The organism is Loktanella sp. S4079 (genome assembly GCF_000967725.1).
Classification (GTDB): Bacteria; Pseudomonadota; Alphaproteobacteria; order Rhodobacterales; family Rhodobacteraceae; genus Yoonia.
The window spans coordinates 699,761-712,622 of the sequence record NZ_JXYE01000002.1 but is presented as its reverse complement, the minus strand read 5'-3'; the positions used below and the strand labels follow the sequence as shown (position 1 = coordinate 712,622).

Here is a 12,862-nt window from a genome sequence, read left to right as displayed (position 1 = left end):
CGAGGGGAAGATATGATCGTTGTTGAGAACCTGGTGAAAACCTTTGGTGGTTTTCATGCTGTGAACGGCGCATCATTGCGTATCGAACAAGGATCAATCACCGGTCTGATTGGCCCCAACGGCGCGGGAAAAACGACGCTTTTCAATGTGATCGCCGGGGTTCTCACACCGACCTCTGGTCGTGTGACGATGATGGGCGAAGACATCACGGGCCTCGCCCCGCATGAACTCTTTCACAAGGGCTTGCTGCGGACCTTCCAAATTGCGCATGAGTTTTCTTCGATGACTGTGCGTGAAAATCTGATGATGGTGCCCGGCGCACAGTCAGGTGAAACACTGTGGAATGCATGGTTTGGCCGCAAGCGGATCGCCAACGAAGAACGCGCACTGCTTGCCAAAGCAGATGAAGTTCTTGAATTCCTGACGATTGACCACCTCAAAGATGAAAAGGCAGGGAACATCTCTGGGGGGCAGAAGAAGCTATTAGAGCTTGGCCGGACAATGATGGTCGATGCCAAGATCGTTTTCCTCGATGAAGTGGGCGCAGGCGTAAACCGCACACTTTTGAACACCATTGGCGATGCAATTATTCGCCTCAACAAAGAACGCAACTATACGTTTGTCGTGATTGAACACGACATGGATTTTATCGGCCGCCTTTGTGATCCTGTTATTTGTATGGCCGAGGGCCAGGTTTTGGCCGAAGGGACGTTGGCCGAAATCAAAGCCAACAACCAAGTGATCGAGGCTTATCTCGGCACTGGCTTAAAAAACAAAGACAAGGTTATGACATGAAATTTCTACTGACTGTTTTGTTCGGCGCGGTATTGGGCGCGGCTGGAACATTCTACTACATCTACCTCTATCACGCAGATCCAACCGAGCAGGCGCTGATGCGCGACACGCTCACGACGTATCTGCCCTTCTTGTCGGAGTACATCAACAAGTGAGCGAACCGTTTCTGATCGGCGACGCCATGACCGGTGGTTATGGCAAAGGGCCAGATATCCTACATGGTTGCACGATTACCGCAGAAAAAGGCGAAATCGCTGTGATTGTCGGCCCCAATGGGGCTGGCAAATCGACCGCGATGAAGGCCCTTTTTGGCATGTTAAACGTACGCACTGGGGCCGTCCGGCTCGATGGTGTGGATATCACAAAATTGTCGCCTCAGGAACGCGTGGTTCAAGGGATGGGGTTCGTACCCCAAACCCATAATATTTTCACGTCGATGACGGTCGAAGAAAACCTAGAAATGGGTGCCTTTATCCGTCGCGACGATTTCAAGGACACGATGACGCAGGTCTACGACCTGTTCCCGATCCTCAAAGAAAAGCGCAACCAAGCCGCGGGCGAATTGTCGGGCGGTCAACGTCAGCAAGTTGCCGTCGGTCGCGCACTCATGACCCAACCCAAAGTGCTGATGCTGGACGAACCCACTGCAGGCGTGTCACCCATCGTGATGGACGAGCTTTTCGACCGGATCATTGAGGTATCCCGCACAGGTATTCCAATCCTCATGGTGGAACAAAACGCACGCCAAGCACTTGAAATTGCCGACAAAGCCTATGTTCTTGTTCAGGGACGAAATGCACACACTGGCACGGGCAAAGAACTACTGGCGGACGAAGACGTACGGCGGAGTTTCTTGGGCGGATGAACCAAACAGTCCAAAAATACCGTGCTCGCAGTGCCTTGGCATTCTTTGTCGCATCTCTGGCTGCGCCATCATTTGCAGAAACCCAATGCAAGTTTACGGTCGAGTGCTTTGAAAACGAACCATGCCAAGAGACCTCTTTCGAGTTTGACTATGTAGTGACTTCTTGCCCGCGTGCGCCTGGTCTACGAGATATCGTTGTCCAGACTGAATTCGGCGAGCTCTATGGCCAAGAAAGTGCAAACACATCTCAATGCTCAGGCGCTCAGACTAATATGGAGAGCTTTCATCTGTCAGATGAAACCACTGCCTACCTTCTAACGGTTTCATCCGAAGGGGCGCGTTTTACGGCCCATATGGATGGCCCGATCTCTATAAACTATTTGGGACATTGCGAGGAAACTGAGTGATGGACTTTTTAAACGCCCTTGTGGCCCTCGCTAACTTTGTCATCGTACCGGGCCTAGCCTATGGAGCGCAACTCGCCATCGGCGCGCTTGGTGTCACGCTGATCTATGGCATCTTGCGGTTTTCCAATTTCGCCCATGGCGACACTATGGCCTTTGGCACGGCAATCACCATTATTGGGACCAATGCGCTACTTGCGCTTGGGATTACCTTTGGCCCACTGCCAACCGCCCTTCTCGCCTTGCCATTCGGTATTGGTGCAACGATCCTTTTAGTGCTGTTCACCGATTGGCTGGTTTACAAATTCTACCGCGACCAAAAGGCCAAGCCAGTGATCCTCGTCATCGTATCCATGGGCGTGATGTTTGTGATGAACGGCATTGTGCGTTTCGTCATTGGGGTGCGCGATATTCGCTTTGCGGATGGTGAGCGTTTCTTGATCACCGCACGCGAATTTAAGGAAATGACAGGCCTGCGCGAAGGGTTGGCGATCAAAACAACGCAAGCCATCACGCTTGTTGTTGCCTGCATCGCGGTCGCATTGCTTTTCTGGTTTCTCAACAAAACCCGTACGGGCAAATCAATGCGGGCTTTCTCGGATAACGAGGATCTTGCGCTGCTGTCAGGTATCAACCCTGATTGGGTGGTCAAAGTGACCTGGATGATCGTAGCCGCACTGGCGACGACTGCCGGTGTTCTTTATGGCTTGGACAAATCTTTCAAAGCCTTCACCTATTTCCAATTGCTCTTACCAATCTTCGCCGCAGCGATCGTTGGTGGGCTCGGCAATCCATTAGGTGCCATTGCGGGTGGTTTTGTCATCGCATTCAGCGAAGTCACCATTACATACGCTTGGAAAAAAGTGCTGGTCTATCTGATGCCCGAAAGCCTCGAACCTGATGGGCTCGTGCAGTTGATGTCGACTGATTACAAATTTGCCGTCAGTTTTGCGATCTTGATCGTCGTACTGCTGTTTAAACCAACTGGCCTGTTCAAGGGGCAATCCGTATGAACCCTGCACTGAAAAACACGTTCTTGTTTGCATTTGTCGGCCTGCTTTTGGTCGGAACTGGCATGGTCCAAGGATGGAACTCGGCTCTCTTTATTCTCAACATGGGGTTGGTGTCGGCAATAATGGCGCTTGGCGTCAATTTGCAGTGGGGCTTTGCCGGGTTGTTTAACATCGGTGTGATGGGTTTCGTAGCACTGGGTGGACTAGCGGCGGTGTTGATTGGGATGCCCCCAGTTGGCGAAGCATGGTCGGCTGGCGGTATCTCGATCCTTGCAGGTCTTGCGTTGGGTGTGGCGACCGTTATCGCCGTCGTCATGTTCCGCAAACGCACTGCTGGGCGGGTCCAGACCTTTGGCACAATCGCGATCTTAATCCTCGGTTTTGTCATCTACCGCGCAGTATTTGATGGCGGCGTGAACGCAGTCGAATCTGTGAACCCGGCCTCTACGGGATATTTGGGCGGATTAAACATCTTTGGGCCACATCAAACAGCCGATGGGCTGCCCCTGCCTGACTATTTCATACTGCTTGCTTGGCCCATGGGTGGCGTTTTAGCTGCTGGTGCAGCGTGGATCATTGGCAAGACTGCACTGGGACTGCGTTCTGACTACCTCGCGATTGCGACCTTGGGCATTGCCGAGATTATCATCGCCGTTCTCAAGAACGAAGACTGGCTTGCCCGTGGTGTAAAAAACGTCAATGGCTTACCGCGTCCCGTACCGTATGAGGTAACGCTGCAAAACGATCCGGGGTTTATCGCGCGCGCGGCGAGCTTTGGTCTTGATCCGGTTGCGGCCTCAACGATTTACACAAAGCTTTGCTATACCGTGCTCTTTGCGATTGTGCTTTTGGTGATCCTGTGGCTTTCGCAAACCGCTTTGAAGAGCCCTTGGGGTCGAATGATGCGCGCCATCCGAGACAACGAAACAGCGGCGGCTGCGATGGGCAAAAACGTTACCGCGCGACACCTACAGATTTTCGTGCTGGGGTCCGCCATCTGCGGGATTGCCGGGGCAATGATGACAACATTGGATGGGCAGTTGACACCGGGCACCTATCAACCGCTACGGTTTACCTTTCTTGTTTGGGTCATGGTGATCGTAGGTGGATCTGGAAATAACTTTGGTGCTGTCCTTGGGGGCATTCTGATCTGGTGGCTCTGGGTCCAAGTTGAACCCTTGGGACTTGGCTTGATGAACCTGCTGTCCAGCGGGCTCGAGGATGGTAGCGCGCTGAAGGATCGGATGATCGAATCTGCGGCCTATATGCGACTGCTCACCATGGGGCTGGTCCTGCTGATTGTGCTGCGTTTCAGCCCACGTGGATTGATCCCTGAACGCTAACTTGTTCTTCTCGATAGCATTGATAAAACGGGGCCAATAAGAAACCCAGAGGTCCTCATGGCGTTTACCTTTCGTTGGCTTATCAGGCTCGCAACGGCTTTGATCGTACTCACCGTTGCGACCATTTCACTGGCCTACTATTTTGCGTCACGGTCCCTGCCCGACTACAACGCACAAAGCGATGTCGCCGGGATCAGCGCGACGGTCGAGATCGTGCGCGACAACGCCAATGTCCCCCATATATTTGGGGACAATGACGCGGATGTCTTTTTCGCCCTAGGTTATGCCCACGCCCAAGACCGCCTGTGGCAAATGACAATGTTGCGCCGCACGGTTCAGGGGCGGCTGTCGGAACTGTTCGGTGAAGATACGGTCGCATTGGACGAAGAAATGCGCCGCTATGACATTTACAACCTGTCAGTTGCTTCAGCCAAAGTGCAAGATGAACAGACGACGGCTGCACTCAACGCTTATGCTGCGGGTGTGAACGCATGGATGAACGAGGTTAACGCTGGTGCCCGCGGACGTGGTGCACCTGAAATGTGGCTCTTTAGCCATCCGATCGCACCTTGGGATCCGGCTGATTCCATCGCCATTTTAAAGTATCTCGCGCTTCAGCTATCGCCCCACCTCGCAAATGAGGTGTTACGCGCACGCACGTCCCTGCTGCTCGACAATGATCGGCTCCGCGATATTTTGCCCGATGATCCGACGACGGGGATTGCAGCCTTGCCGCAATATGCGGAGCTGGTGCCCGGTGTTCCAGAATATACGCCCAACATGCGGATTGCGGAAAATTCGCTTTCTCCGTTTAAGCCTGCAGAACTTGCCGGTGCGTCCAACGCCTGGGCTGCAAACGCGTCACGGTCTGCCACGGGATCGACCCTCTTGGCGAATGATCCGCATCTTGGTCTGACCGCGCCAACCCTGTGGTATCTTGCGCGGCTCGAACTTGAAACTGGCGGCGTTATTGGCGCCACCATCCCCGGATTGCCATTGGTGCTGACCGGTCGCAGCGATAGCTTGGGTTGGGGTATTACTGCCGGTTATGTCGATGATCTCGATATTATGATCGAAGAAGTGAACCCCGATAACCGCGACCAATATCGGGGCCCTGATGGCTGGGTTCCGTTTCGGACCCGCGACAGCATTATTAACATCAAAGATGCACCTGCTGTAACGCTCAAGCTGCGCTGGACGGCGAATGGTCCGGTCATGCCCGGCAACCACTTTGATCTGGGTACGATCACGCCACCCGACCATGTAACCGCCATTTCTTGGAGCGCGCTATCAGATCGCGACACATCAATCTCGTCGGCGCTGCGCATCATGAAGTCCCGCACCGTAAACGAGGCCATCCGCGCTGGTGAAGATTTCATCGCGCCCGCGCTGAACCTCACCCTTGCCGATCGCAATCGAATTGCAATGAAAACCATCGGAGCGATCCCAGCGCGTAGTGCGCAACATGAAAGCCAAGGGCGTTTCCCGTCCTTTGGATATCTGCCTCAAAACCGCTGGCAAGGGCGTTTCGCCTATAGCGACAACCCAATCTTTATAAATCCGCAAGGCGGCATTCTGGGCAATACGAATAACAAGACAGTTGATCGCCCGTTTCCACACCATGTGTCCTATCTCTGGGGCGATACACAGCGGATTCACCGTTGGCGGCGATTGATGCAAGCCCGCGAGGTGCACACCCGCGACAGCTTTATCGAGGCGCAACTTGATACGGTGAGCTTTACCGCGCGTACGCTATCGGCACTGATGGGTGCTGACCTTTGGTACACAGGTGACGCCGCCCCCGAAGGCACGCCAGAACGCCGCAGACAGGTTGCACTAGACCTCTTGTCCGCGTGGAATGGTGAGATGAACGAGCATCTGCCAGAGCCGTTGATCTACGCGGCGTGGGTGCGCGCCGTACAACAGCGATTGATCCGCGATGAGTTGGGACCGCTCGCTGCGGAATTCACGCATGTTGATCCGGTCTTTATTGAACGCGTATTCCGTGACATTGATGGCGCGGGCATCTGGTGTGATGTCATTCAATCTGCACCTGTTGAGACCTGTACTGATATCGCGCGACAAGCCTTAGATGATGCCCTACTCTGGATCACCGAAACACAAAGCACTGCAATCGAGGCCGTACGCTGGGGCGACGCCCATGTTGCGACCCACGACCACCCGGTTTTGGGACAAACTCCAATCCTGAACTGGATTGTTAATATCCGGCAATCGACAAGCGGCGGAGACAATACCCTTCAACGCGGCAAGACATCGGGCGCAGGGCCAGCGCCATTTCAAAACGTCCATGCGGCGGGTTATCGGGGGGTCTATGACTTTGCAGACCCAGATAGTTCGGTGTTTGTCACTGCAACAGGTCAATCAGGCCACCCGCTATCGCGCTATTACGATAACTTGGGTGAACTGTGGCGGCGTGGCGAATATATTCCGATGTCGCTTGATCCAGCGCTTGCACGGGCGGCGGCTGTGGGGGTAACGGTCCTTACGCCCGCCCCTTAGAGGCGAGAGAACCGTTCCTTTTGCAGTTCCGTCCAGAAAACGCTGATCGTGTAGCCCGTATCGGTTTGGACCTCTTGCGTGACGATACCTGCGTCGAACAACCATGCCCGCCTGCGCCCTTCGGCAAAGGACAAGGTGACCTGCGCCTCGGACCGTGGATCTTTTAGCTTGTTCGGAATGGCGGCAAGCAGTGGCTCCATCCCTTCGCCAGTGACAGCAGAAACTGCAAATAGATCGTCGGTACGACCAGCCTGCGTGATCATCGCATCGTGATCTTCGTCAGAAAGTTGGTCGATCTTATTCCAAACCTCGATCAAAGGCGCCTCTTCGGCAACACCAAGGCTTTGTAGGATTGCCATTACATCTTGCGCTTGCTCTTCGGTCTGTTCGTGGCTGATATCGCGCACATGAACGATCAAATCTGCATCAAGGACTTCTTCCAAGGTCGCGCGGAATGCAGCAACCAGTTCAGTCGGCAAGTCACTGATAAAACCAACCGTATCCGAAAGAATGACCTCATCACCGGTCGGCAGAACGATTTTGCGCATCGTAGGATCGAGGGTCGCAAAAAGCATATCTTTGGCAAAGACTTCTGCCCCAGTCAGCCGGTTGAAAAGCGTCGATTTACCCGCGTTAGTATAGCCAACCAGTGCCACAATCGGAAACGGGACCTTGGCACGCGACGCGCGGTGTAGCTCGCGGGTTTTCACCACCTTTGCCAACTGGCGGCGCAGTCGCCCCAGCTGTTCGTCAATCGCGCGGCGGTCTGCCTCGATCTGGGTTTCCCCAGGACCGCCCACAAACCCGAGGCCACCACGCTGTCGCTCAAGGTGGGTCCAGGCTCGCACCAGACGTGTCCGTTGATAGGACAATGCTGCCATCTCAACCTGCAGAACTCCCTCAGAAGTGCGTGCGCGGTCGCTGAAAATCTCAAGGATCAAACCCGTTCGATCCAGCAGCTTCACACCCCATTCTTTTTCAAGGTTGCGTTGCTGAACCGGCGTCACGGGGCCATCAATCAGTACCAAGGCAACGTCATTTTCCTTGAATACGGCCTTCAGTTCCTCGATCTTACCGGTTCCAAACAGCTTACCGGGATGAATTTTGGGCAGACGCACGGTATTGCTACCGACGACTTCCAGATCAGGAAGCGCAGCAGCCAAAGAAACGGCTTCTTCCAGCGCTGACCCTGCGGCACGGCGCTGGTGATCTGTCTTGAGATCAGGGTGAAGCACCCACGCCCGCGTCACGGGCCGATCATGTGTTTGCAATCTTACTCTTCGCCTTCATAGAGGCTGATAGGTTGCGCTGGCATGATTGTTGAAATCGCACTCTTGTAAACAAGCTGGGCTTGTCCATCGCGACGCAGCAATACGCAGAAACTATCAAACCAAGTGATCACGCCTTGCAATTTCACCCCGTTCACCAAGAAGATCGTCACTGGAACCTTGGTCTTGCGAACGTGGTTTAGAAATGCATCTTGCAAATTTGCTTTGTCGGCGGCCATTGTGACACCCTTTTTTTGTTATTACGGCCGCGCATCGGCCCCTCGCTGTTAGCCGCAGTATGTCGCGACCCACACAGAGTTTCCAGCCCCAAAAGGAAAACACTGCAACCTATGTTAACCGCGCCAAATTTCAGGGTTAAATAGCGCGATGATTGCGAGCGTTTCCAAGCGCCCCAATACCATTGCAGCCGCAAGAATGACCTTGGCACTATCTGGTATACCGGAATAGGCAATCGGTACTTCGGCTGCGACCGCGGCCAGTGGGCCAGTGGTCGACAATGCCGAAACACTGAGCACCATCGAAGTTTCAAATTGCACGCCGGTCAAGGACATCAGCGTCATGACTGCAGCAATGCTAAGCGCAAAGAGCATGAAGAATATCCACGAAATATACGCACCTTGTTTACGGATGCGGCGCGCCTCTTTGCCGCCTCCGCCGATGGACGATGGATGCAAGAGCCGTTCTTGTTCTCGTTCACCGTGACGAAACAGGGCATAGATCCGCAAAAGTTTTACGCCGCCTGCTGTCGTCGCAACCCCACCGCCGATCAGGGCCATACCCGTCAGAAACAGACCCGGCGTGTTCAACCCTGACCAAGAAGCGGCACCGTCCCAAAAATGCGATTCGAACCCGGTGGTGGTCAAAAACGAGGTCACGGTAAACAGGCTGCCCCAAAGTGCAGCAAAAATTTGTTGAATGGTTACCATGCTCTGCTGGTCGGCTGCCCCAATAAAGTGACGAAAAAACAGGGCCGCTGTGACCAATCCGATCAAGACCATCGCAGTGCGAAACTCGGGATCGTGCCAGAGACCTTTGTTCGCTTCTCCCATCATGCCGCGGCTAAACGTCAAACGTGACAAGGCAAAAATAAGAAAGCCAAGGATCAGCAATTCGCCCCAGAATCCAGAGACCGCGTAGTACAGCCCATCAATTGGCGAAATTCCTGACGTTGATAGCGTCGACATTGCATGGCAGAGCGCCACGTAGGGAAATTCACCCGCGACGACCAACCCGATCCACAACACAAATGTTAGCCCGACATAAATTGGTGTCAGCGTCAGCGTGTACCGGACCAAACGTTCTGAAGGATCGGCAATCCGTGAAATCTGGGTAAGCGCGGACCCTGCCCCTTTGCCGATGTTTGAGGTTGCACGCACCTCAAATCCACCAAGGTTCATTGGAGCAAAGATAGACACCGCCGTGACCCAAACCAACAAACCACCAAGCCATCCCACAAGCGCACGCCACAGGTGCAATGATGGAGTCAAACGACCAGATGTATCGTAAACGGTCGCCCCGGTCGTGGTGAAGCTTGACACCATTTCGAACCATGCGTTGATGTAGGTCGTGTTGCCAATGGCCTCGTAAAACGGGACCGCAAACATCAGCGGCAGCAGTGTAAACGCCGACAGCAAGCCTATCAGTTGGCTACGCGCGACATTGGTTGGTGCATAGCCCGCCGTCGCCAATCCGACGACCAATGTCAGCATGGAAAATAGCAAGAAACCGTAAAAGAACACGCGCATGGTGGTGAAGTCTTCCAAAATCACGCCATGCACTGCGGGCACCAACATCGCCAACGCGCCGATGCCCATGAGCACCACAAAAAATGGAAGCTTAACGATCCAGCCCATCAGAAGAAATCAATCGAAACCTGCAAGAGTCGTTCGACCTCTGGGACGTCATGACTCATTGCAAAGATCGCAATCACATCCCCTTCTTCGACGCGGGTATCCCCAACGGGTTTGGTGAATTTTTCGTCCTTCATTATCCCGCCGATGATTGTGCCTTCGGGGAATGCGATATCGCGAATGCGTTGCCCGGCAATTGGCGATGTCCCCAAAACTTGCGCTTCGATAACTTCGCCTTCAGCATCACCAATCGAATAGACGCCACGTACGCGCCCGTGCCGAATATGGCGCAAGATTGAACTAACCGTTGTCGCGCGCGGGTTAATATAAGCATCAATATCAAGCGGCCCCATCAGTGGCACCAAGGTTGGGTCATTGATCAAACAGATAGACATCGGGCAGCCCATCTCTTTGGCGCGGACCGAGACAAGGATATTTGTCTTATCATCATCAGTCACAGCCAGAACGGCGTCAGCAGTCGAGATATTCGCCTCTTCCAAAAGAGCGCTATTCAACCCGTCCCCATGGAGAACAATCGTCCGGTCAAGCGCATCCGCTGCGTCCTCGGCGATGGTTCGGTCTTTTTCAATCACCTTCACACGCACCCGTTCCGTTCGTGCCTCAAGCGCTTGCGCCACCCCAAGACCCACATTTCCGCCGCCAATGATCACGATACGTTCTTGTTTCGACTGCGTTTTTCCAAAAATCTCGAGCGTACGTGGCATATCTTGCGTATCGCAAAAAATATAGCATTCGTCGCCGGCAAATATCTGATCTCCGGCGGACGGCACAAACAATGCGCCATCGCGCCTGATCCCGACAACAATTGCGCGAAGCGTCGAAAATAGATCCGTCAACTGCCGCAAAGGGGTGTTGATGACGGGACAATCATCATCAATCGTGATCCCCAAAAGCTGTGCACGCCCCTCAAGAAAGCTCTCTGTATCAAAGGCGGCAGGCGCGGCAAGACGTTGAAGCGCGGCCTCTGCGACTTCTTTCTCGGGTGAAATCACAACGTCAATTGGCAGGTGATCACGCCGGTACAGATCTGAATAAATCGCATCGAGATAGTTCTGCGCGCGCAGTCGCGCGATCTTGCGTTGCACCGCAAACACCGAATGCGCAACCTGACAGGTCACCATATTGACCTCGTCCGAATGGGTCGCCGCGATAATCATATCCGCGTCACGGGCACCGGCACGATCCAATACATCGGGGTAACTTGCGTGGCCTGCAATGCCCTGCACATCGAGCGTATCTGTCGCACGTCGCACCAGCTCCGGGTTATTATCAACGACTGTTACATCGTTGCGTTCACCCGACAAATGGCGCGCGATTTGCCAACCGACTTGCCCCGCGCCACAGATAATGACTTTCATTACGCTTCGTCCTCGACATAGGCGACACGTCCGCCTGCCTTGTTTGTTGTCACCACACCAAGCGATTTGAGTTTACGGTGAAGCGCTGATCGCTCCATCCCGACAAAAGTCGCAGTCCGACTTATGTTACCACCAAATCGGTTAATCTGGGTCAAGAGGTATTCGCGTTCAAAAAGCTCACGTGCTTCGCGCAATGGCAAGGTTGCCAAACCACCGGCAAGAACAATGCGCCCTTCATCGCTACCGCCACCTTCTTCGGCAGAGGGCAGCTCGCGAGCCGCAATATCACCTGTATTTTCACCAAGGATAAGAACACGTTCGATCACATTCTTAAGCTGACGCACGTTACCCGGCCACAGCATGGTCTGAAGCAATGCACGTGCATCGTCGGCCAATTTGCGCAACGGCATCCCCTGCGCCTTGTTGAATACTTCGATAAAATGCTCGGCCAAAAGAGGAATATCTTCGCGCCGCTCTTCCAACGACGGAACAGCAATCGGCACAACGTTCAGACGGTGATACAGCTCTTCGCGGAATGTGCCCGCTGCAATCGCGGCCGGCAGATCGCGATTGGTGCTCGACACGACACGCAGATCAACCTGCACCTTTTCGGCGCCCCCGACACGTTGGAAACGTTGATCCACCAAGACGCGCAATATTTTCGACTGCGTGCCCAAAGGCATATCGGCAATCTCATCAAAATAGATCACGCCGCCATTGGCCTCTTCGAGCAGTCCAGGCTCGATACCGCGTCCGCTATCTTCGCGTCCAAACAGGACCTCTTCCATGCGTTCTGGCTCGATTGAGGCTGAATTCACGGTCACGAATGGTGCGCTGGAACGGTTCGAGTTCGCATGAATATAGCGCGCTGCGATCTCTTTCCCGACACCTGCCGGCCCTGTCAGCATCACGCGACCATTGGATTTCGTCACCTTATCCAACTGTGCCTTCAGGGCGCGAAACGCAGCACTATCCCCGAGCATTTCCGCGCTGGCCACATCACCACGTTTTAGCGCGACGTTCTCGCGGCGCAGTCGTGACGTTTCCATTGCGCGACGAATAACAACCAGCAACTGGTCGATATTAAACGGCTTTTCGATAAAGTCGTAAGCACCTTGTTTAATCGCGGCGACCGCAATTTCAATGTTCCCATGCCCCGAAATAATCACAACGGGCACGTCAGGATAGTCTCGCTTCACGGTCTTGAGAATGTCGATCCCGTCCATGTTGCTATCCTTGAGCCAAATATCGAGGATCATCAACGCCGGAGGTGACTTTGTTATTTGTGCCATACATTCATCGGATGTTCCCGCCAGCCGCGTTGTATAGCCCTCATCCTTGAGAATATCGGAAATAAGTTCGCGAATATCGCGCTCGTCATCGGTAATTAAAATATCGCCCATC

Annotated in this window: 11 protein-coding genes; 6 read left to right on the top strand and 5 right to left on the bottom strand. The window is 53.9% G+C overall.

The annotated features are described in order from the left end of the window. Positions 1-12: 12 nt before the first annotated feature. The 6 genes from TW80_RS04680 to TW80_RS04655 all read left to right on the top strand — a co-directional run bounded on the left by TW80_RS04680 (position 13) and on the right by TW80_RS04655 (position 6,940). Complete coding sequence (locus TW80_RS04680) at positions 13-795, top strand: ABC transporter ATP-binding protein (RefSeq protein ID WP_045996144.1); 783 nt, start codon at positions 13-15, stop codon at positions 793-795. Further along, positions 792-950, top strand: coding sequence for a hypothetical protein (locus tag TW80_RS18265; protein WP_204218468.1), 159 nt, complete (start codon positions 792-794; stop codon positions 948-950). Before TW80_RS04680 ends, TW80_RS18265 begins: the two co-directional genes overlap by 4 nt. Continuing rightward, on the top strand, positions 947-1,660 hold the full coding sequence (locus TW80_RS04675; RefSeq protein WP_045996143.1) for an ABC transporter ATP-binding protein: 714 nt from the start codon (positions 947-949) through the stop codon (positions 1,658-1,660). Before TW80_RS18265 ends, TW80_RS04675 begins: the two co-directional genes overlap by 4 nt. A gap of 406 nt (positions 1,661-2,066) precedes the next feature. After that, entirely contained in the window at positions 2,067-3,077 is a 1,011-nt protein-coding gene (locus TW80_RS04665; protein WP_045996141.1) for a branched-chain amino acid ABC transporter permease, read from the top strand. Beyond that, a complete protein-coding gene (locus tag TW80_RS04660) occupies positions 3,074-4,420 on the top strand; it encodes a branched-chain amino acid ABC transporter permease (protein WP_045996140.1) in 1,347 nt (448 codons plus the stop codon). The genes TW80_RS04665 and TW80_RS04660 overlap by 4 nt, the downstream gene beginning before the upstream one ends. A 57-nt stretch (positions 4,421-4,477) precedes the next feature. Then, positions 4,478-6,940, top strand: a complete 2,463-nt coding sequence (locus tag TW80_RS04655) for a penicillin acylase family protein (RefSeq protein WP_045996139.1) — start codon at positions 4,478-4,480, stop codon at positions 6,938-6,940. Here the strand turns inward: TW80_RS04655 and hflX are convergent. The 5 genes from hflX to ntrX all read right to left on the bottom strand — a co-directional run bounded on the left by hflX (position 6,937) and on the right by ntrX (position 12,861). Beyond that, positions 6,937-8,211 carry a GTPase HflX gene (gene hflX, locus TW80_RS04650; RefSeq protein WP_045996138.1) on the bottom strand — a complete coding sequence of 425 codons (1,275 nt, stop codon included), beginning with the start codon at positions 8,209-8,211 and terminating at the stop codon, positions 6,937-6,939. The genes TW80_RS04655 and hflX overlap by 4 nt on opposite strands. 2 nt (positions 8,212-8,213) lie before the next feature. Next, entirely contained in the window at positions 8,214-8,447 is a 234-nt protein-coding gene (gene hfq / locus TW80_RS04645) for an RNA chaperone Hfq (RefSeq protein ID WP_045996137.1), read from the bottom strand. Positions 8,448-8,561: 114 nt separating this feature from the next. Further along, the gene (locus TW80_RS04640) at positions 8,562-10,082 is read right to left on the bottom strand and encodes a TrkH family potassium uptake protein (RefSeq protein WP_045996136.1); all 1,521 of its coding nucleotides are present in this window, start codon (positions 10,080-10,082) and stop codon (positions 8,562-8,564) included. Then, positions 10,082-11,458, bottom strand: a complete 1,377-nt coding sequence (gene trkA / locus TW80_RS04635) for a Trk system potassium transporter TrkA (protein WP_045996135.1) — start codon at positions 11,456-11,458, stop codon at positions 10,082-10,084. Before trkA ends, TW80_RS04640 begins: the two co-directional genes overlap by 1 nt. After that, the gene (gene ntrX / locus TW80_RS04630) at positions 11,458-12,861 is read right to left on the bottom strand and encodes a nitrogen assimilation response regulator NtrX (protein WP_045997018.1); all 1,404 of its coding nucleotides are present in this window, start codon (positions 12,859-12,861) and stop codon (positions 11,458-11,460) included. The genes trkA and ntrX overlap by 1 nt, the downstream gene beginning before the upstream one ends. Position 12,862 lies beyond the last annotated feature (1 nt).